The sequence below is a fragment of the Streptomyces sp. NPDC090108 genome, assembly GCF_044747185.1.
In the GTDB taxonomy this organism is placed as follows: Bacteria; Actinomycetota; Actinomycetes; order Streptomycetales; family Streptomycetaceae; genus Streptomyces.
Genome location: NZ_JBIVDQ010000002.1, coordinates 505029 through 524000, shown reverse-complemented (window position 1 = coordinate 524000; position 18972 = coordinate 505029). Strand labels below are relative to the sequence as shown.

Annotated in this window: 19 protein-coding genes; 9 read left to right on the top strand and 10 right to left on the bottom strand. The window is 73.5% G+C overall.

Annotated features, from left to right (window positions below; genetic code table 11):
- Window positions 1–83: 83 nt before the first annotated feature.
- Both ACIPRD_RS07525 and ACIPRD_RS07520 read left to right on the top strand, forming a co-directional pair.
- Window positions 84–797, top strand: coding sequence for a PAS domain-containing protein (locus ACIPRD_RS07525; protein ID WP_401560858.1), 714 nt, complete (start codon window positions 84–86; stop codon window positions 795–797).
- Between the two features lie 210 nt (window positions 798–1007).
- Complete coding sequence (locus ACIPRD_RS07520; protein WP_356408549.1) at window positions 1008–1214, top strand: hypothetical protein; 207 nt, start codon at window positions 1008–1010, stop codon at window positions 1212–1214.
- 57 nt (window positions 1215–1271) lie between these two features.
- On the opposite strand, the gene ACIPRD_RS07515 is transcribed toward ACIPRD_RS07520, so the two are convergent.
- The 3 genes from ACIPRD_RS07515 to ACIPRD_RS07505 all read right to left on the bottom strand — a co-directional run bounded on the left by ACIPRD_RS07515 (window position 1272) and on the right by ACIPRD_RS07505 (window position 6250).
- Window positions 1272–4103, bottom strand: a complete 2832-nt coding sequence (locus ACIPRD_RS07515) for a lectin (RefSeq protein ID WP_401560856.1) — start codon at window positions 4101–4103, stop codon at window positions 1272–1274.
- A gap of 621 nt (window positions 4104–4724) precedes the next feature.
- Window positions 4725–5513: an SAM-dependent methyltransferase gene (locus ACIPRD_RS07510; protein WP_401560853.1), complete on the bottom strand. Its 789-nt coding sequence runs from the start codon at window positions 5511–5513 to the stop codon at window positions 4725–4727.
- Between the two features lie 152 nt (window positions 5514–5665).
- Window positions 5666–6250, bottom strand: coding sequence for an NADPH-dependent FMN reductase (locus ACIPRD_RS07505; RefSeq protein WP_401560851.1), 585 nt, complete (start codon window positions 6248–6250; stop codon window positions 5666–5668).
- A gap of 74 nt (window positions 6251–6324) precedes the next feature.
- On the opposite strand from ACIPRD_RS07505, the gene crcB (ACIPRD_RS07500) reads away from it, so the two are divergent.
- The 4 genes from crcB (ACIPRD_RS07500) to ACIPRD_RS07485 all read left to right on the top strand — a co-directional run bounded on the left by crcB (ACIPRD_RS07500) (window position 6325) and on the right by ACIPRD_RS07485 (window position 9140).
- Entirely contained in the window at window positions 6325–6864 is a 540-nt protein-coding gene (gene crcB, locus ACIPRD_RS07500; protein WP_401560848.1) for a fluoride efflux transporter CrcB, read from the top strand.
- Window positions 6861–7214 (top strand): DUF190 domain-containing protein, encoded by a 354-nt coding sequence (locus tag ACIPRD_RS07495; protein ID WP_356408558.1) that lies wholly within the window; start codon window positions 6861–6863, stop codon window positions 7212–7214. Before crcB (ACIPRD_RS07500) ends, ACIPRD_RS07495 begins: the two co-directional genes overlap by 4 nt.
- Entirely contained in the window at window positions 7211–7588 is a 378-nt protein-coding gene (gene crcB, locus ACIPRD_RS07490) for a fluoride efflux transporter CrcB (RefSeq protein ID WP_356408560.1), read from the top strand. The genes ACIPRD_RS07495 and crcB (ACIPRD_RS07490) overlap by 4 nt, the downstream gene beginning before the upstream one ends.
- Window positions 7589–7853: 265 nt before the next feature.
- Window positions 7854–9140 (top strand): SpoIIE family protein phosphatase, encoded by a 1287-nt coding sequence (locus ACIPRD_RS07485; RefSeq protein ID WP_356408562.1) that lies wholly within the window; start codon window positions 7854–7856, stop codon window positions 9138–9140.
- Between the two features lie 97 nt (window positions 9141–9237).
- On the opposite strand, the gene ACIPRD_RS07480 is transcribed toward ACIPRD_RS07485, so the two are convergent.
- The 5 genes from ACIPRD_RS07480 to ACIPRD_RS07460 are packed head-to-tail and all read right to left on the bottom strand — an operon-like array spanning window position 9238 to window position 12526.
- Window positions 9238–9669: a hypothetical protein gene (locus ACIPRD_RS07480; RefSeq protein WP_401560844.1), complete on the bottom strand. Its 432-nt coding sequence runs from the start codon at window positions 9667–9669 to the stop codon at window positions 9238–9240.
- A gap of 4 nt (window positions 9670–9673) precedes the next feature.
- Window positions 9674–10435, bottom strand: a complete 762-nt coding sequence (locus ACIPRD_RS07475; protein WP_401560841.1) for a methyltransferase domain-containing protein — start codon at window positions 10433–10435, stop codon at window positions 9674–9676.
- Window positions 10432–11196 (bottom strand): DUF2071 domain-containing protein, encoded by a 765-nt coding sequence (locus ACIPRD_RS07470; RefSeq protein ID WP_356408570.1) that lies wholly within the window; start codon window positions 11194–11196, stop codon window positions 10432–10434. The genes ACIPRD_RS07475 and ACIPRD_RS07470 overlap by 4 nt, the downstream gene beginning before the upstream one ends.
- Entirely contained in the window at window positions 11193–12122 is a 930-nt protein-coding gene (locus tag ACIPRD_RS07465; RefSeq protein ID WP_401560837.1) for a hypothetical protein, read from the bottom strand. The genes ACIPRD_RS07470 and ACIPRD_RS07465 overlap by 4 nt, the downstream gene beginning before the upstream one ends.
- Window positions 12119–12526 carry a DoxX-like family protein gene (locus ACIPRD_RS07460; protein WP_356408576.1) on the bottom strand — a complete coding sequence of 136 codons (408 nt, stop codon included), beginning with the start codon at window positions 12524–12526 and terminating at the stop codon, window positions 12119–12121. Before ACIPRD_RS07460 ends, ACIPRD_RS07465 begins: the two co-directional genes overlap by 4 nt.
- An 874-nt stretch (window positions 12527–13400) precedes the next feature.
- Here ACIPRD_RS07460 and ACIPRD_RS07455 point away from each other — a divergent pair.
- The 3 genes from ACIPRD_RS07455 to ACIPRD_RS07445 all read left to right on the top strand — a co-directional run bounded on the left by ACIPRD_RS07455 (window position 13401) and on the right by ACIPRD_RS07445 (window position 16935).
- A complete protein-coding gene (locus ACIPRD_RS07455) occupies window positions 13401–15539 on the top strand; it encodes a glycoside hydrolase family 6 protein (RefSeq protein WP_401560834.1) in 2139 nt (712 codons plus the stop codon).
- Window positions 15540–15766: 227 nt separating this feature from the next.
- A complete protein-coding gene (locus tag ACIPRD_RS07450) occupies window positions 15767–16300 on the top strand; it encodes a GNAT family N-acetyltransferase (protein ID WP_356408582.1) in 534 nt (177 codons plus the stop codon).
- A gap of 365 nt (window positions 16301–16665) precedes the next feature.
- Window positions 16666–16935, top strand: a complete 270-nt coding sequence (locus ACIPRD_RS07445; protein WP_356408585.1) for a hypothetical protein — start codon at window positions 16666–16668, stop codon at window positions 16933–16935.
- A gap of 58 nt (window positions 16936–16993) precedes the next feature.
- On the opposite strand, the gene ACIPRD_RS07440 is transcribed toward ACIPRD_RS07445, so the two are convergent.
- Both ACIPRD_RS07440 and ACIPRD_RS07435 read right to left on the bottom strand, forming a co-directional pair.
- Entirely contained in the window at window positions 16994–17350 is a 357-nt protein-coding gene (locus tag ACIPRD_RS07440) for a tetratricopeptide repeat protein (RefSeq protein ID WP_401560829.1), read from the bottom strand.
- Between the two features lie 115 nt (window positions 17351–17465).
- Window positions 17466–18896: an NAD(P)/FAD-dependent oxidoreductase gene (locus tag ACIPRD_RS07435; RefSeq protein WP_356408591.1), complete on the bottom strand. Its 1431-nt coding sequence runs from the start codon at window positions 18894–18896 to the stop codon at window positions 17466–17468.
- Window positions 18897–18972: the final 76 nt, after the last annotated feature.

Genomic DNA, 18972 nt, shown 5'->3' with positions numbered 1-18972 from the left:
TAGGGCGCGGTCGCCCGCCGGGCTTGCGGATCCGGCCGGCGTGCGCCTCGGGACCGAGGGCACGAGGACGGAGGAGGCCTGCCATGGAGCTCGGCGCGAGCGGGCCGCCGGACGATCCGCAGACCCCGGAGTCCTGGCACCGGCAGGCCATCACCTGGCGCAACCGCATGATGCTGCTGCTGGACCATCTGCCGCTGCCGGTGGCGCTCTGCGACCCCCACGGCGTCATCCTGCTGGCGAACCCGGCGATGGCGGCGGAGTGGGGCATGCTGTCGGGGCAGATGCAGGGGCGCAACGCCCTGGAGTTCTTCCGTCCGCTCTCCCCCGTCCGGCTCCATCCGATCGCGGAGGCGGTCCGGCTGCGCCGCCGGTCCCGGTACCCGGTCGAGGTGACCTGGTCCACCCCGGACGGCACCGAGCGGTACGGCGAGATCGACGTCGACCCGGTCAGTGACGCGCCGGACTCCGCGATGAGCCTGATGCTGCTGCTGCGGGTCGGGGGCGAGCGCGTGGAGACTCCCGCCGACGAGGCGGCGGCGCGCCCCCGGCTGAGCGGGGCCGAGGCGCGGATCCTCGCCCTGGCGGCCGCCGGCGACACGACCGCGCGGATCGCGAAGAGGGTCGGGCTGACTCCGGACGGGGTCAACTACCACCTGACGCAGCTGTCGCGGCGCTGGGGCGTGCGGGGCAAGGCGGCGCTGGTCGCCCGCGCCTACTTCCTGGGTGTGCTCGACCCCGCGGTGTGGCCGCCGGCCGCCGCGGAGGATGTCCGAGGGGGCTCCGCGGGTACGGAGTGACGGGCCTCCGGTACGGACCGGCCGGGCCGCTGCCCGGGAGGGGACCGGCGGCCGGTCCCCGTGCCTGCTCCGGAGTGGTGGTGTCCGGTGCGGGCCCGAATGGGACGTCCGGGTGGTCCTCGGCCGTGTCGGGCGTCCTGGAGCGGGCGTATTGGCCATGCTGGGCCGGAGGGGGACGCGCCGCGTTCCCCGGCGACAAGGAGACACGGCATGGTGACGGATTCCGTCGGACGTTTCCTCGCGGCCCTGGACCCGGACCACCGGAAGGCCATCGGCGCCAGGCCGCGTGAGGAGCAGGAGGAGCTCGCGGCGGCCTGGGAACGGGAGCTGGAGTCGGACACCGAGCTCGACACCCTCGACGAGCTGTCACCGCCCGCGGCCGAGGCCGAGGCGGCCCGCCGCGTCATGGAGCGCTGAGCCGGTCCGGCCCGGGCGGAGGCACCGCCCGGACCGGACCGGTCACGGACCCGGATGTCAGGCCGGCGGAAGTGTCCACTTCTGCGCGCCGGTGTTGTTGCAGGTGTAGATCTGGAGCTGAGTCCCTTCCGTCGTCGACGAGTTGGGGTCGTCCAGGCACAGGCCGGAGTTGGTGTTCGTGAGCGAGCCGCCCGAGCCGGCCGTCCATTTCTGGGCGCCGGTGCCGTTGCAGGTGTAGAGCTGGACGAGGGTGCCGTTGGTGGTTCCGCTGTTCGACACGTCCAGGCACTTGCCGAGGGTGCGCAGCGTGCCGTCCGAGGCGACCGTCCAGTCCTGGGCGTAGGTGCCGTTGCAGGTCCACAGCCGGATCGCGGTGTGGTCGGCCGTGGCCGAGTTGGCGTCGTCGACGCACAGCGTGGAGCTGACCCCGGAGGTGACGGGACCCACCCGCGGCTTCGCGGGAGCGCTCGTGTCACCGGGGTAGGAGGGCGGGGCGGCCGAAGCGCCGTCGGCCCAGCCGGTGTTGGCGGTGGTGCCGAGCGTGAAGCCGAGGGTTCCCCCGGCGGTGAGCGCGCTGGTGGGCGCGTAGGCGTTGTTCCAGGCGGACCCGTTGAACGTGGCGGACTGGACGTACGGCGCGTTGTCCGCGGCACCGGAGCCGTTGACCGTCAGGGTCCTGCCCGACGGAAGCGTGATCACGGCCTGCGTGAACAGGGGTGAGCCGAGGGCGAGATCGGCGGTTCCCGGCGTCATCGGGAACATGCCGAGCGCCGACCAGACGTACCAGGCGCTCATCGCGCCGAGGTCGTCGTTGCCGTCGGCGAGGCCGGCGGGGGTGTTCGACCAGATCTGGTCCTGCACCGAGCGGACGGTCGCCTGGGTCTTGTAGGGCATCCCGATGTAGTCGTACTCCCAGGGCAGTTCGATGCTCGGTTCGTTGCCCACCCAGGCGTAGCCGTTGGCACCGGTGTAGCTGCGCAGCACGGTGTCCAGGTAGTCGCCCATGGCCTTGTCGCCGCCCTTGGCGGTGGCGAGGCCGCCGACGTCGAAGGGCACCATGCCGGTGTAGATCCAGGAGTCGGCCTCCACCATGTCCGTGCCGCTGGTGGGGTCGAAACCGCCGGTCCAGGTGCCGTTCGCGTTGCGCGGCTGGACGAAGCCCGAGGCGGGGTTGAGGACGTTGCGCCAGTCCTGGGCGCGGTGCGCGTACGTCGACTGGCTGCGGGTGTCGCCGAGGGCGCCGGCGAAGGCGGAGAGGGCGAAGTCCGCGGTGTCGTACTCCAGGGTCGTGGCCACCGGGCCGTAGAAGTTGCAGCAGCCGTAGCTTCCGTCGTGGGGTTCGTAGCCGGGGCTGTCCAGGTAGTTGAGGCCGGGCCGGTCGTTGTTCGTGGTGCTCGCCTGCTTCAGCAGCCCGGCCAGCGCCGTCGAGGTGTCGAAGTTCCGGGCGCCGAAGGCGTAGTAGTCGGCGATGATCGCCGCGGCCGGGTCGCCGACCATGACGTAGGACTCGCCGTTGTTCTCCGACCACTTGGGGAAGATCCCGGTCTGGGTGTAGTCGTCGGTCATCGACTGGGCGGTGTCGGAGGCGACCTGCGGGGCGACCAGCGCTTCCAGTTGGGCCTGGGAGCGGTAGATGTCCCAGCCGGAGTAGTTGGCGTAGGCGGCGTCGTGTCCGGCGTCGACCTGGTGCGTCCTGCCGTCGAAGCCGTAGTACTGGCCGTTCGTGTCGCTGATGACGTTCGGGTGGAGCAGGGAGTGGTAGAGCGCGGTGTAGAAGATCTTCTGCTGGTCCGCGGTGCCTCCGCCGATGAGCACCTTGCCCAGGACGCCGTCCCAGGCGTTGTGCGCGGCCGTGCGCACGCTGTCGAAGTTCCAGCCGGGGTTCTCGGCGGCGCGGTTGGCGCTCGCGTTGGCGACGGAGACGTAGGAGACGCCGACCTTGGCCTGGACGACCTGGTTGGCGGTCGTGTCGAAGGTGACGTGGGCGTTCGAGGCGGCGGCACCGGGAGCGGCCGCGCGGGATCCCTTCGCGGAGGCGGCGGGCGCGGCCGTCTTCTCGTGCAGGCGGGGGTGGTTGGGCTTGTCCGGCGCGTTCTTCGCGGCGCGCCCCGCGCTCGGCGCGGGCTGCTTCGCACCGGGGGCGAGGGAGCTGCCGCTGGTGGCGAACGGCCGGTCGAAGACCATGTCGAAGTAGACGGTGTAGGTGTTCCCGGCGCCGCAGAACCGCCCGCTGGTGACCTGGCCGCTGACCTCGGTGGAGGAGACGACGTTGAACTGCGTCGAGCTGCCGCCGTTCTGACTGCTCGCCAGCTTGAAGAGCAGGTTGGCCTGCGAGGTGGCGGGGAAGGTGAAGCGGGCCATGCCGCTGCGTGTCGTGGTGGTGAGCTCGGTGGTCACCTTGTTGTCGAGGGCGACCTTGTACGAGCCGGCCGAGGCGGACTCTCCCGTGTGGGAGTAGCTGTCCGTCGCGGAGTTGTTCACCGCGCCCACGGTGGGCAGCACCGGCACGTCACCGGCCGCCCCGCATCCCGGTCCGGCGATGTGGGTGAGGCTGAAGCCCGTGATCGAGGAGTCCTTGTACTCGTATCCGCCGCCCGGCGGCCGCGACAAGGTGTCCGGGCTCCACTGCACCATGCCGAAGGGGACGTCGGCGCCGGGGAAGTCGTTGGCGTCGTTGGACGTGCCGATGAAGGGGTTGACCAGGTCGGCCGGTGAGGAGACGAGCGCGGTGGTCCGCGCGGGCGCGGCCCAGGCGGCCGGGGCGGGGAACGCGTAGGCGCCGAGGAGCGTGACGCCCGCCGCGGCGCCGAGGGCCGTACGGATCCGGCGGCCGCGGGACGGCCGCCCGCGTCTGTCGGGCCGGCGCGCGCCGACCGGGGTCCAGGACATGGCGATCTGCCTCCTGTGGGGGATGCGGGCTGAGTCCGTGAAGCGGCTTGCTGTGCGCTGTACTTGACGGTCCGCCGGCTGCCGGCGGGCCCGGATTCCGGCTGCCGGCTGGCCCGGATTCCGGCTGCCGGGTCCCGCTCGACGGCTCGCTGCGGCGGGTCTCCGCGCCGGCGCTCCGGGGGCGGCACCGCCCGCGCCGGGAGAGGCGGCCGGGGGCGCGCACCGGGGACGTGCCGGTGATGCCGGTGACAACGTTGTCTCAGGACCCGTGGTCTCCGGCGCGTCGGCTCGCGGGCGCGTCACGGCGGGGGCGGGCGGCCGTGGAACCACTCATGCGGAGATCACCACCGTGACAACGTTGTCCACCGTGCCGGAGTCGTACGACCCGGCGAGCCTGGCAGGGAACTCGGAACTCTTCTCGTCACCCCCGCCGCGGGACACCGGTCCGACGGGAGCACTGTCGCAACGTAGTCAGCAGTCGTGCTCACGTCAATACGGGAGAGAGGTCCCGTCCCGACCCGCGCCCGGGACGGAGTCGCGGTCGACTCGGCCACCCGTGAACGCGGTTGCGAGCCCGGGGTGCGACGGCACGCTCTCTCCGCCGCACCCCGGACGCAACGGCTACGGAATGCGCGCGACGGCCGCGTAGATGCCGCTGCCCTCGGGGGCGGGGGCCGGGCCGTCCCCGTACCACTCCGGGGCGGTGACCAGTCCCGGCCCGACCAGTTCGAGTCCCTCGAAGAAGCGCAGGACGCCGGCGCGGTCCCGGAAGCCCAGCCGTATCCCGCCCTTGGCGTACTCGGCGGTGACCTGGGCCGCGAGCTCCGGGTAGAGGTCGGAGGCCGCGTGGGACAGCACGAGGTAGCTGCCCGAGGGGAGGACGTCCAGCAGGTTGCGGACGAGGGCGTGGGGTTCCTGGTCGTCGCCGATGAAGTGCATCAGCGCGATCAGGGACAGCGCGACGGGACGGCTGAAGTCTAGTGTCTGGCGGGCCCGTTCGATGATGTCGGCCGGGCTGCGGACGTCGGCCTCCACGTAGTCGGTGGCGCCGTCGGCGGTGCCGACGAGGAGCGCCTCCGCGTGCCGCAGCACGATCGGGTCGTTGTCGGTGTAGACGACCCGGGCCGTCGGGGCGATCCGCTGGACGATCTGGTGGAGATTCGGCTCGGTGGGTATGCCCGTGCCGATGTCGAGGAACTGGTCGACGCCCTGGGAGGCGAGCCAGGCGACCGCGCGATGCATGAACGCGCGGTTCTGGCGGGCCGCGTCACGGGCCTCGGGAGGGAGTTTCTCTCCGACGGCCTCGTCGACGGGGTAGTTGTCCTTGCCCCCGAGGAGCCAGTCGTAGACCCGGGCGGGATGAGCCGCACTGGTGTCGATCTGCCGGGGAATGGGGGTGCCGGTCGTCATGGCGGACTCCGTCGCGCGCGGGTGCGAATACCTGACGATCAGTGAGTGTGACACACGGGGCCGGGCGTCGGTGGATCAGGCTGGTCATCACTCCCGCAAAAGCCCTGCTGGTGAACGCTGTTGGGGGTGGCCGGGGCCGGGCGGACCGGTCCTCAGGTGAGGGCTTCGTTCTCCGCCCGGGCGACGGCCGCCGCGGCGGCGAGGTCGTCCAGCAGTGCGCCCAGCGCGGCGAGGCCCGGTCCGTCCACGACCCTGCCGTGCTCGATCCTCCGGGTGGCGCCCGGGAGACGCAGCTGCCTCGGGATCACCCTGGCCCCCATCATCACGGCGAGGGTCTGGGCCGGCCAGGCCCGCGCGCGGTCGCCGCCGGACACCGCGGGGGACGCGCTCGCCAGGGCCACCGGCTTGCCGTCGAGCTCGCCTCCACCGACCAGCCACTCCAGCGCGTTCTTCAGCACACCCGAGGTCCCGTGGGCGTACTCGGGCGTGGCGATCAGCACGCCGTCCGACGCGGCCACCGCGGCGCGCAGGCGGGCGACGACCGGCGGCAGCGCGGTCTCCTCGGCATCGGCGTCGAAGTACGGGAGCCGGCCCAGATCCGGCCACAGGGCGAACTCCCTACGGCTGGGGGCAGGGCCTCCGGGGGCGCCCGCTCGGTCGCCACCCGGTAGGGTGAGGGTGCGGGCGCCTTCGGGGGCCGCGCGGCGGTGGGGCTCGCCGTATCCGAACCGCGGCACTCGCCGCCAACAGTCCCTACCCGTGATCCGTCCTGCCCTTGTCGGCGGGCGGGAGTCCACGCGTAGGGAGAGGTATGCGTTCCGACAAGTCCCGACGGGCCACGACGCCCGCGTCCGACGGACCCATCGAACCGGACGGGCCGGACGGCGCTGCGGTGCACGCCGGCATGGACGGCTCTTCCCCGCACACCGGCAGGCTCCCGGATCCGCGCCGGGCGCAGTACGACGTGCTCGCGGTCATCGCGGTCGGCGGTGCGCTGGGCGCGCTGGCCCGGTTCGAGGCGGGACGCCTGTGGCCCACGCCTGCGGGTGCCTTTCCCTGGACGACGCTGACGGTGAACGCCGTCGGCTGTCTGGTAATCGGTTTCTTCCTCGTCGCCGTCACCGAGATCTTCACCCCGCACCGGCTGCTGCGCCCCTTCTTCGGAACGGGCGTGCTCGGCGGTTTCACCACCTTCTCGACCTACTGCCTGGACATCGAGCGCCTCGTCGACGCGGGCCGTGCCCTCACGGCCCTCGCCTATCTGGCCTCGACGATCGTCGCCGCGGCGGCCGCGGTGACGGCCGGCGCGTTCGGCGCGCGCCGCCTCCTGGCGGATCGGAGCGCTTCATGACCTTCCGCACGCACCCCGCGGTGCGCCTGACCGTCCTGGTCGACGACACCGACACCTGGCACCACAAGCCGGTCTGCAGCGAGATCGTCCACCGGGCCCACCGCGCGGGACTGCGCGGTGCCTCGGTCTTCCACGGGGTGGAGGGCTTCGGGAGCGGGCAGATCGTGCACACCACCCGGCTGCTGTCCATGGCGGACGACCTCCCCGTGGCCGTGGTGATCGTCGACACCGAGGAGCGCATCCGGACGTTCCTGCCGCAGCTCGCGGACCTCGGCCTGGAGGGGCTGATCACCCTGGAGGACATCCGGACCGTCACCTTCGACGGCGACCCCGGGGCGGCCGGCAGGTGAACGACTTCCTTCTCGTGGCCGCCGGCGGTGTCGTCGGCGCGCCCCTGCGCTATCTGACCGACCGCGCCGTCCAGGCCCGGCACGACACCGTCTTCCCCTGGGGCACCTTCGCCGTCAACGTCGTGGGCTCCCTGATCCTCGGCGTCCTCACGGGCGCCGTGCTGTCCGGCGCGGTCGGCCACTCGGTGCAACTGCTCCTGGGCACCGGGCTGTGCGGGGCGCTGACGACGTACTCCACCTTCTCCTGGGAGACACTCCGGCTGGCCGAGTCCGGCGCGCGGTTCTTCGCGGCGGCCAACGTGGCCGCGTCCGTCACGGCCGGTATCGGCGCGGTCTTCGCGGGCCTCACCCTCGCCCAGGCACTCCTCGCCTGATCGCGTGCCCCCCAGGGCCGCGGGAAGCGATGCGGAAGGCGCTCGGGCGCAGGGAGTCGGGCGGGGGGTCGAGCCGGGAGCCGGCCGGAGTGTGCGGGCACCGGCCCTCCGGCCGAGGGTGCGGGCACCGGCCCGCGGAGGGCACGGGCAACCGGCAGGAGGGCGCGGGCACCGGCAGGAGGGCCCCGGCAACCGGCCCGCGGACCGGCCGGAGGCCGCACGCGGCGCCCAGGCGCCGTTCTGGGGCGCCTCGTAGAGTGAAGAGGTGGACAGCCCGGCGGACGGCGTGCGAGAGGGGGCCACCACGCAGGTCGACTACTCGGCGCTGTTCGACGCCACGCCCAGCCCGTATCTGGTGCTCTCGCCGGACCTGGTGATCGTGGACGCCAACGCGGCGTACTGCCGGGCGACCAGGCACACCCGCGCCGATCTGGTGGGGCGGCACGTGTTCGACGTGTTCCCCGAGAACCCCGCCGACCCGCACCCGGAAGGTGTGCGGAACCTGTCGGCCTCGTTCGACCGGGTGCTGACCACACGGGAGCCGGACGTCATGGCCGTCCAGAAGTTCGACATGCCGCTCGCCGACCGGCCGGGGGAGTTCGAGGAGCGCTGGTGGTCCCCGGTCAACGCGCCCGTGCTGGGGCCCGACAGCGAGGTGTCGCTGCTCATCCACAAGGCGGAGGACGTGACCGCCTTCATCCGCGCCCGCCGGGCCCGCCGTACCCGGGGACGGCAGCACGCCGTACCCCTGAGCGAGCGCGAGGAGGCCATGGAGGCCGAACTGTACGAACGGGCCGAGGAGCTCCAGCGGCTGAACGAGGAGCTGCGCCGGGCCCACGCCCGTGAACGGCAGGTCGCCATCACCCTTCAGGAGGCCATGCTGCACTCCCCCGACCTGGCCCGGCATCCGGACGTGGCGGTGCGCTACCTGCCGGCGATCGGCTCGCTGAACGTGTGCGGGGACTGGTACGACGCCGTCGACCTGCCCGACGGCCGCTTCACCGTGGCGGTCGGGGACGTGGTGGGCCATGGTCTGGAGGCCGCCACCGTCATGGGCATGCTGCGCAGTGCGCTGTCGGCGGCCAGCCGCGCGGTGACGGGACCCGCGCAGGCGTTGGAGGTCCTCGGCCTGTACTCCCGCTCGGTGGAGGGCGCGCTGGCGACCACGGCGGTGACCGCGCTGGTCGACCACAGGTCCCGGCTGATCATCTATTCCAGTGCCGGACATCCCCCGCCGGTCCTGCTGAGCTCCGACGGCTCGTTCGAGCTGCTGGACCAGGCCACCGACCCACCGCTGGGCGCCCGGCCCGAGCACGTCCCCCGTCCCCAGGCCGGCACGAGCTACCACGCGGGCGACACGCTCGTCCTGTACACCGACGGCCTCATCGAGCGTCACGACGAGGACATCGACACCGGCCTGGCCCGGCTGACCGGCGCACTCGCCCGGTGCACGGGGCTCGGCCCGGACGACCTCGCCTCCGCCCTGCTCGACCAGCTGGGCGTCAGCAACGGCGCGCTCGACGACATCGCGCTGGTCGTGGTCCGGCTCTGACCGGGCCAGGGCCTGTCCGGCGGATCGTACGAACGCCGTCGCCGCGGGCCGGCGGACGGTGCCGGGACCGCGCACCGCGTGCCGCGTACCGCAGAGATCAGCCCCAGCCCGCCGAACGCGCCAGCGCCACGGCGAAGACGCCGGTGACCCAGGTCCACAGGACGGCCAGCGCGACGTGGCCGAGGGTGAACAGGGGCTTTCCGCGCCAGAGCAGCGGGGAGAAGTAGACGAACTGGGCGGCCCAGCGCAGGCCCCAGAACGCCGTCTGCCCGGCCAGCAGAACCGTGGACAGCGGGGTGCCGCCCAGGAGTTCGGGGGCACAGAAAAGGGGCAGTGCGCCGAGGACGACGCAGGCGGCGCCGATGAAGAAGAGGTGGGCGTAGGAGACCTGGCGGGTCAGGAGGGTGGTGCCGGACAGGTCGGCGGGCCAGTCGAGCAGGCGCGGCAGGACGATGTGGACGAGCCCCATGACGACCAGGGCGAATCCCACGAGCCGCAACTGCTCCGCCAGGGAGAGGAGTTGGATCATCCGGTCACGCACCCGCGCCACGGGTGAAGGAGAACGCGGTGACCAGACCGGCGATCCGGCGTTCCGCCGCCAGGCGCAGGCCGGTCTCGTCGGCGAGCCGGAGCCACTCCCGGCGCGGGTAGAAGTGCCAGGCGCCGGGACCGAACACGGCGGTGTTGGCGGGATCGCGCAGGTGCTCGACGAGGACGATGCTGCCGCCCGGCCGCAGTGCTCGCGCGCACTCGCCGAACAGGCGCCCCCGCTCGGCGCGGCACCGCAGTTCGTGCGCGGCGAAGAAGAGGAGGACGGCGTCGGCGGAGGCGTCGGGGACGGGCAGGGCGCCGGCCCTGCCGGGCAGCGCGTGGGCGGGCGGGGGCACCCGGCGGCGGGCGCGGCGCACCGAGCCCTCGGTCATGACGGCCGGGTCGTACAGATCGACCGTGGTCTGCCGGGAGCCGGGCCAGCGGGCGGCGAGCGGCACGCTGGCCTCGTCGAGTCCCGTGCCGACGACCAGGTGGGCCGCGGGCGCCCCGGGCAGCAGCGTGTCCAGCCAGTCGAAGCCGTACAGGCCGGAGCGGTCGTAGACGAGCCAGGTCGCGAGCGTCGTGGAGGCGAGCAGGCCGGCCGCGGCGGCGCCTGCGGCACGGGCCACGGGCCGCAGCCGCGGAGGGAGGGCGCCGTGCAGGGCGCCCGCGCCGGCCGCGACGGCGATCCCGGCGGTGTAGAGGGGCCAGTTGTAGGCGACGACCTCGCGGACGCCGGACCGGTGGCCCGCCGGACGGTTCACAGTGCGCCGCCGTTCTCCGCGCGGCGGACGCCGCGTTCCCAGCCGTAGTCGAGATCGGCGACGTGGAAGGCGTTGGCGAGGACGGGGCGGGTGCCGGCGAACGGCCCGTGGTCGAAGAAGGTGAGCCGGCGTACGTCCACGGACACGGGAGCCGGGTCCCAGTGCGTGCGGAACGCCTTGATGACGATCATGGAGCGGGTCCGTGCCTCGTGCTCGAAGGTGTAGGGCAGCGGTCCGGCGAACCGCCGGGCGTCCCGGGTGTCCGCGAAGGGGCTCCCCGGGGGCAGCGGCGCCGGGGAGCCGTCGACGCGGGCGCGCACATGCAGGTCGGCGCGGCCGTCGGCGCTGTCGATCCGGCACTCCAGCACGCCGTCGGCGACGTGGCTGCGGATGCGGGCGAGCCGGTAGTTGTAGCGGGTGAGGAGGTTGCCGCCGAGCGTCATGAGACGGCTGTCGGTGTCGCTGCGCAGGATCCACAGGCCGCGCATGGTGCGGCCGCCCGGGGTGGGGAAGCGGACGAAGACGCGGTAGCCGGTGAGGTGGAAGTCCGCGCCGAGGGCGGGCGGCAGGAACGCGGGGCGCAGGTCGTGGGTGTCGACGAGGGCGACGGCGACGAAGCCGTGCCCGCCGTGGGTGTCGAGTTCCAGGCCCGGGGGCAGCAGGGGGCGCAGCACGTCGGCGGGCAGCGCGTAGGTGAGGACGAGCGAGTGCCCGAAACGGGTGCGGATGGACACGGGGTGACGCTGGAGCAGGTGTCTCACGGGGTGATCCTCCGGTCGGTCCCGGGCGCGGCGCCGAGTCGTACCGCGCGGACGACGCCCCACAGCACGGAGCGGTCCTCGGCCGCCCAGCCGGGGCCGGCCGGTCCGGGTTCGCGGGCGCTGCGCAGGACCACGACGCCGTCCTCCCGGACCGCGTGCCGCACGGCGGCGCGCAGGCGCCGGGCGTAGGCCCGGTCGGGGCCGTCGAGCACGTTGGAGAGCGTCACCGCGTCGAAGGATCCGCGCGCGGCCCGCTCCAGGACGTCGGCCGCGTCGCCGTGCACCAGACGCACGCCGGGTGCCGACAGCGGCGGGCCGCCGGGCGGCTCGGCGCCGAGGAGCAGGCGCCACAGCCAGGGGTTCGTGGCGTTGGGATGGCGCGCGACGGTCCGTTCGATGCGCAGGCGCAGCACTTCGTCGAAGCGGGCGGGCACGACTCCGGCGAAGGACGGGCGGAGCGCGGCCGCGAGGACTCCCCCGGGCCGCAGCGCGACGCGCATCAGGCGGCGCAGTCCGGGGCCGTCCAGGTGCTGCCGCCAGTGGCGCCGCTGCTCCTCGGTGTCGCGCAGGCCGAGGAAGGCCCGCAGCCGCGGGGGCCGCCACTCGGGCAGCAGCAGGCCGGCGGCGGCCCGTCCGAGCCGCATGCCCTGCTCCGCCGTGCCCTCGACGACGGGGGCACCGGCCAGCCGGGCGCGGGCGTAGGCGAGTTGGGTGCGGTTGATGTCCACGGCCGTGACGTCGTACCCGAGGCCCGCGAGGGCGGCCGCGGTGTCGCCCGCCGAGGCGATGCAGAGCACCCGGGTACCGGGCGCGGGAAAGACCCGGCGTTCGACGCCCCAGTCCTCGTACATCTGCCCGAACAGGATCCGGGGGGTGCCGCCGAGGCCGCTCAGCCGTCCTCGCGCCCAGGGGGTGGCGGCGTTCACGTGGTCACCCGCCGGACGGCGGGGGCGCCGGCGTTCCGGGTTCCCACGGCGTGGATCAGGACCAGGAAGACGAGGTTCTGTGTCAGCAGGCGGCCGGGCTCGTCGATCCGGTCGGGGGCGAACAGCAGGCCGCCCGCGTTGAACACCAGCACCAGCGCGGTCTGGACAGCGGCGGCGGCTCTCGCCCGCCGTCCGCTCAGCACCCACAGCCCGATGCCCACCTCGGCCAGTCCGATGGCGAGCAGGGCCGCCGTCACCGCCCAGCCGGGCAGCAGTGGAACGTCGCCCACGATCGCGCGCTGGTCGGCCCTCCCGGGCCACACCTTGCACCAGAACCCCTCGTAGAACCACACCAGCGCGATCGCTCCCCGCGCCGCGACCAGTCCCCGCCCTTGTTCGAACATGAGCACATCATGTCAAGCGGACCTGCCGCGCCCGCGGGGAGGGTGCGGCGGCGGGGGCGCATGGGCGAGAAGCATGGCTTGTGTCCCTTCCTGGTGCCGACGAGGCGTGGGAGCGCTCCCACGAGCGGGCGCGCGGCACCTCGGCGGCTTTCCGGTGGCGGGCGTCCGGCGCGGCGGCTCCCGCGGGCCGGCCCCGAGTGTCCCGCTCCGGGCCGGACCCGACCCGTCAGGGCCGGACTGTGGCCCATGGAAGCCACTATGCGTGCACACGTCAATGCCTCGGGGTCACGGTCCGGCCGTCCGGGCGAAGTTGACGGGAAAGGTGCGGTGGACGCCCGCCACCCCCGCCCGTCCTCGAATTCCCTTGTCGTCGGGCGCACTTGGCACCACGCCGCGGCCCTGACCTCGGCATGTCCCGCACCGCGGTGACTGCACGGGGCCGGTGCGCCATGTCTCCCGAAGTGCCTTCGCCGTCAGGACTGTTGACACGTGCGGCGTGGCCGCGTCACCTTGGGAGCGCTCCCATGCGACAGGTGCCCTGTCCTCCGCTCTCGTTCGCGGCCGGGCACCGCCGGTTCGACGCCACGGCGGACTCCGGGGCTCCCCGGGTTCCGCGCGCACTCCTGTCAGGCCGCGTCACCGGCCCACCCCGTACGTGCCCCGCGCAGTCGCACGCCGCCCGCACCTCCCGTCCGGCACGCCGCTCACGCGGGCGTCGCCGTCCGTCCCCGGCGCACCGGGTCCACGGCCCGCCGGCCCGGACGCCGTCGCCCGTGATCCGCAGCTCCTTCCACGGTTCAGCGCCGCAGCGCGACGAGTCGTACCGACCCGGATCCACCCGCATCCGTACACCGTCACCCCCAGGAGACGCCTGATGCATTCCCGCAGACCCGATCCCTCCCCGCGCCGCCGCCCGCCGAGGCGGACCGCGGCGCTGGCCGTCGGCGCCCTGGTCGGGGCGCTGTCCCTGATCACCGTGCCCCAGTCCGCGTCCGCCGCCGCCAAGCTGGACAACCCGTACGTGGGCGCCAAGCCCTACGTGAACCCCGACTGGTCGGCCAGGGCGGCGGCGGAGCCGGGCGGTTCGGCCGTGGCGAACCAGCCGACCTTCGTGTGGCTCGACCGCATCGCGGCGATCGCCGGCACCTCCGACGCCCGCGGGCTCAAGGCCCATCTCGACGCGGCCGAGGCGCAGGGCGCCAATCTCGTCCAACTGGTCATCTACGACCTGCCCGGCCGGGACTGCGCGGCCCTCGCGTCCAACGGTGAACTCGGCCCGGACGAACTCGGCCGCTACCAGAGCGACTACATCGACCCGATCGCGGCGATCCTCGCCGACCCCGCCTACGCGAACCTGCGGATCGTCAACCTGATCGAGCCGGACTCGCTGCCCAACCTGGTCACCAACGCGGGCGGCACGGCCGGTTCCACGACCCAGTGCGCCACCATGAAGGCGAACGGCAACTACGAGAAGGGCGTCGGCTACGCCCTGCACAAGCTCGGCGCGCTGTCCAACGCGTACAACTACATCGACGCCGGCCACCACGGCTGGCTCGGCTGGGACAGCAACCTGGTGCCGGCCGCCCAGGAGTTCAAGAAGGCGGCGACGACCGGCGGCGCGACCGTCTCCGACGTCACCGGGTTCATCGTGAACACGGCCAACTACTCGGCCACCAAGGAGCCGTACGTCAAGATCACCGACACGGTGAACGGCCAGACCGTGCGCCAGTCCAAGTGGATCGACTGGAACCAGTACGACGACGAGACCACGTACGCCCAGGGGCTGCGCTCCGCCCTCGTCTCCCAGGGCTTCGACAGCGGCACCGGCATGCTGATCGACACCTCCCGCAACGGCTGGGGCGGTTCGGCCAGGCCGGCCGGCGCCGGTCCGACGACCGGTGTGGACGCCTATGTCGACGGCGGCCGCATCGACCGGCGCATCCACGCGGGCAACTGGTGCAACCAGAGCGGGGCCGGACTCGGTGAACGCCCGGCGACCGCGCCCGACACGGGCATCGACGCGTACGTGTGGGCCAAGCCGCCGGGCGAGTCGGACGGCGCCAGCCAGGCCGTCGACAACGACGAGGGCAAGGGCTTCGACCGGATGTGCGACCCGACGTACACCGGCAACGCGCGCAACGGGAACAACCCGACGGGCGCCCTGTCCAACTCGCCGCTGGCGGGGCACTGGTTCTCGGCCCAGTTCCGCCAGCTGCTCGCCAACGCCTATCCGCCGGTGAGCGGTTCGGGCGGCGGAGGCGGCGGTGACACCCAGGCGCCGACCGCGCCGACCGGTCTGACCGTCTCGGCGACGACGGCCGACAGCGTCTCCCTCAGCTGGAGCGCGGCCACCGACAACACCGGCGTGACCGGTTACGACGTGTACCGCGGCGGCACGAAGGTGGGCAGCGCCACCGGCACCTCGTACACCGACACCGGCCTGTCCGCCGCCACCACGTACACGTACACCGTCAGGGCCAAGGACGCGGCCGGCAACGTCTCGACGGCCTCGTCCTCGGTGTCCGCCACCACCAGGTCCTCCGGCGGGGGCGGCGGCGGGTCGACCGGCCTCAAGGTCCAGTACAAGAACAACGACTCCTCGCCCACCGACAACCAGATCAAGCCCGGTCTCCAGCTGGTCAACTCCGGCTCCGGCGCCGCCGATCTGTCCAAGGTGACCGTCCGCTACTGGTTCACCGGCGACTCCTCGGCCGCCGGCTACCAGACCTGGTGCGACTACGCGCAGCTCGGCTGCTCCGCCGTACGGACCTCGGTCACGACCCTGCCGAGCGCCCGCACCGGGGCCGACCACACGCTGGACGTCTCCTTCGCCTCCGGCTCGCTGGCCGCCGGCGCGAACAGCGGTGACATCCAGCTGCGCCTGGCCAAGTCGGACTGGTCGAACTTCAGCGAGTCCGACGACTACAGCCGCGGCACCGGCACGTCCTACGCCGACGCCCCGAAGGTGACCGTCTACGTCGGCGGCACCCTGGTCTGGGGCACCGAGCCGTAGACCGCGCGGAGACGAGCCGGGGGGCCGCGCGCGCAGCGCCGGTCCCCCGGTCCGCGTGCCGGCGGGTCCGGGACACCGTCGGTCCGAGGACACCGGTGGACCGTGACACCGCCGGACCTCGGCACCGGCGGTCCGCGGCATCAGCGGTCCGCGGCACCGGGAACGGCGTTTCCGCCGAGGTGGGCGCCGATTTCCGGTCGGGCCCGGCATTCGGCAGGATGGGGGTCATGACCGAGATCCGTACCCCTCGCCTCCTCCTGCGCCGCTGGCACGACGACGACCTCGTGCCGATGGCCGAGATCAACGCGGACCCGCGGGTCATGCGCTGGGTCGACGACGGCTCGGTGCTCGATCTGGAGCGCACCGCCGAGGACATCGAGCGGTGGGAGGAGGAGTGGGACGAGGAGGGGTTCGGGCTCTTCGCCGTGGAGCTGCTCGGATCGGGCGAACTGATCGGCTTCACCGGTCTGTCCCTGCCCGAGTTCCTGCCCGACGCGATGCCCGACGCGGCGATCAGCTGGCGGCTCGGCTCGCAGTTCTGGGGCCAGGGATACGCCTCCGAAGCGGCCCAGGCCACGCTGGAGTTCGCGCTCCAGGACCGCGGCCTCGACCGCGTCGTCGCCATCCACCGTCTCGGTGACACCGCCTCCGAGAACGTCGTCCACAAGCTCGGCATGACCCCGGAGCGCGAGACGGTGCATCCCGAGTACGGCCATGCCCTCCAGGTCCACGGCATCGACCTCACCGAGTTCGAGGCCTGAGCCGGGGTCCGTCGCCAGTCGTCCGTCGTCCTTCGTCCGGCACCGAACCGGGCCGGGCAGCGGCCCGGCCGGCCCGTGGTGCGGTGCTCGTGGCGCCGTGTCCGTGGTGCGGTGCCCGTGGCTCCTGCGCGTGCGTGCTCCCGGGCGGTGTTCTAGCGTCGGAGGGAGAACAGGGCGGAATCAGCGGCATCGCTGACGCGCCGGCCGGGCGATCGCCCTCCGGCCGCCCCTCCGCTCGCGTCCGCCCGGTGACGTCCCCCGCGCGGAGCCCGGCGCGTGCCGCGTGTCCGCCCGGCTCGCCCGGCCGTCCGCCCGCCGGATCCGCCCGGTCCGCGCGCGACGATCGAGAGAGCAGGTGTGTCCGCATGCATCCGTCGGCCCGCATCTCCAGCACCCTCGCCGGTGTGGCCATCGCCCTCGGCGGCGTCTTCTTCCTCGGCGCTCCCGCCGCCCACGCGGACATCCCCGCGTGCGAGAACCAGGTCGCGGCAGGCGGCGGCCAGGTCAGCGACGCCGTCCGGATGGCCTGCTACGTCGGCCTGGTCGGCGACCACGCGAAGTGCGCCGACGACCTGGCCCGGGCCGGGGTGGCGGCCGACACCGCGGCGGCGGCCTGCCGCCAGGCCGGGGAGTGAACCGGGGCACGGCACGCACGGGGCCCGGCTCCCCGAGGAACCGGGCCCCGTGTCCCGCTCACTCCGCTTCGCCGGCCGGGAACTCGCCCGCGAGCGCCGAAGCGATCCGCAGGTGCCGTGCCGCCTCGTCGTGCCGCGACCGGCGTTCGAGCGTACGGCCCAGCATCAGCCGTGCGTAGTGCTCCACCGGGTCGCGCTCGACGATGGCGCGCAGTTCCGCCTCGGCGCGGCTCAACTGGGCCGAGTGGTAGTAGGCCCGGGCCAGCAGCAGCCGCGGACCGGTCTGCTCCGGCACCTCCTCGACGAGCCCGGCGAGCACCCGGGCCGCACCCGCGTAGTCCTTGGCGTCGAAGAACAGCCGCGCGCGCTCCCAGCGGTCGGCGGCGGTTCCGTGGTCGTAGTACGTGGTCTCCACTCCTGACCTCCTTCGCGCCGTACAACGCGAAGGGGTTGTTGAACATTCCACTAGATGGGGATGCCGGGACGCTCGCCTGCCGGATACGCCTCGGGGCGACCGGGTCGGCCGCCGGTCAGCTGTCCCGGAGGGCTTCCAGCAGCCGCAGCCACACCTCGCTGAGCGTGGGGTAGGACGGTACGGCGTGCCACAGGCGGCTGACCGGGACACGGCCGGCGACGGCGACGGTCGCGGAGTGCAGCAGTTCGCCGACGCCGGGGCCGACGAAGGTGACGCCGCGCAGGATGTCCTCGTCGAGGTCGACGACCATGCGGGCGCGGCCCTTGTAGCCGTCGCCGTAGAGACCGGCGCCCGCGACCGAGCCGAACTCGACGTCGACGGCGCGGACGCGGTGCCCGGCCTGCTCGGCCTCGGCCAGGGAGAGGCCGACGGCGGCCGCCTCCGGGTCGGTGAAGACGACCTGGGGTACGGCGTAGTGGTCGGCGGTCGCCGCGTGGGCGCCCCAGGGCACGTCGTCGACGGGCCGGCCGAGGGCGCGGGCCGCGATGGCGTCGCCGGCGATACGGGCCTGGTACTTGCCCTCGTGGGTGAGGAGGGCACGATGGTTGACGTCGCCCACCGCGTACAGCCAGTCGGTGCCGTCGACGCGCAGGGTGTCGTCCGCCTCCAGCCAGGATCCGGGCTCCAGGCCCACCGTCTCCAGGCCGATGTCGCCGGTGTGCGGGACGCGGCCCGTGGCGAACAGGATCTCGTCGGCCTCGATGCGCTCGCCGGTGCCGGTGACGACCACGACCGCGCCGTTCTCGCGGGTCACGGAGGCGACGGAGGTGCCCGTGCGGACGTCGACGCCCGCCTCGGTGAGCGCCTCGGCGACCAGTTCGCCGGCGAAGGGCTCCATGCGGCTCAGCAGGCCCTTGCCACGCACCAGCAGGGTGACCCGCGAGCCGAGGGCCTGCCAGGCCGTGGCCATCTCGGTGGCGACGACACCGCCGCCGACCACGATCAGCCGGCCGGGTGCCGACTCGGCGCTGGTGGCCTCCCGGCTGGTCCAGGGCCTGACCTCGGCGAGTCCCGGCAGGTCGGGCAGCTGGGCCCGGGTGCCGGTGGCGACGGCCACGGCGTGGCGTGCGGTGAGGGTGGTGACGGTGCCGTCGGGCGCGGTCACGGTGACCGTGCGGGGGCCGGCCAGGCGGCCGTGGCCGCGGTACAGGTCCGCCCCGATGCCGTCCAGCCAGGCGACCTGTCCGTCGTCCTTCCAGTGAGAGGTGAAGACGTCCCGGCGGGCGAGGACCTCGGGCGCGTCGAGGGGGCCCTGGACCGCCTGGGCGAGGCCGGGGAGCCGACGGGCGTCCGCCTGGACGATGACCGGCCTGAGCAGCGCCTTGCTGGGCATGCAGGCCCAGTACGAGCACTCTCCGCCGACCAGCTCGCTCTCCACGATCGCGGTGGTGAGACCGGCGGCGCGGGCGCGGCCGGCGACGTTCTCCCCCACCGGACCGGCACCGAGCACCACGACGTCGTACGCCAGGGAATCCGTTTCCGTCATGGGGTCAGTCTGGTGGGTGAGCCGCACGGAGGCCACACGGATCCGGGCACGAAGGGGGGCGGAATCCGGGCACGAG

Excerpts from the sequence above, each read along its gene's own strand:
- ACIPRD_RS07510 (WP_401560853.1), bottom strand. The coding sequence starts at position 5,513 with ATGACGACCGGCACCCCCATTCCCCGGCAGATCGACACCAGTGCGGCT.
- ACIPRD_RS07460 (WP_356408576.1), bottom strand. The coding sequence starts at position 12,526 with ATGTTCGAACAAGGGCGGGGACTGGTCGCGGCGCGGGGAGCGATCGCG.
- ACIPRD_RS07515 (WP_401560856.1), bottom strand. The coding sequence starts at position 4,103 with ATGTCCTGGACCCCGGTCGGCGCGCGCCGGCCCGACAGACGCGGGCGG.
- ACIPRD_RS07455 (WP_401560834.1), top strand. The coding sequence starts at position 13,401 with ATGCATTCCCGCAGACCCGATCCCTCCCCGCGCCGCCGCCCGCCGAGG.
- ACIPRD_RS07520 (WP_356408549.1), top strand. The coding sequence starts at position 1,008 with ATGGTGACGGATTCCGTCGGACGTTTCCTCGCGGCCCTGGACCCGGAC.
- ACIPRD_RS07480 (WP_401560844.1), bottom strand. The coding sequence starts at position 9,669 with ATGATCCAACTCCTCTCCCTGGCGGAGCAGTTGCGGCTCGTGGGATTC.
- ACIPRD_RS07495 (WP_356408558.1), top strand. The coding sequence starts at position 6,861 with ATGACCTTCCGCACGCACCCCGCGGTGCGCCTGACCGTCCTGGTCGAC.
- crcB (WP_401560848.1), top strand. The coding sequence starts at position 6,325 with ATGCGTTCCGACAAGTCCCGACGGGCCACGACGCCCGCGTCCGACGGA.
- ACIPRD_RS07525 (WP_401560858.1), top strand. The coding sequence starts at position 84 with ATGGAGCTCGGCGCGAGCGGGCCGCCGGACGATCCGCAGACCCCGGAG.
- ACIPRD_RS07445 (WP_356408585.1), top strand. The coding sequence starts at position 16,666 with ATGCATCCGTCGGCCCGCATCTCCAGCACCCTCGCCGGTGTGGCCATC.
- ACIPRD_RS07435 (WP_356408591.1), bottom strand. The coding sequence starts at position 18,896 with ATGACGGAAACGGATTCCCTGGCGTACGACGTCGTGGTGCTCGGTGCC.
- ACIPRD_RS07450 (WP_356408582.1), top strand. The coding sequence starts at position 15,767 with ATGACCGAGATCCGTACCCCTCGCCTCCTCCTGCGCCGCTGGCACGAC.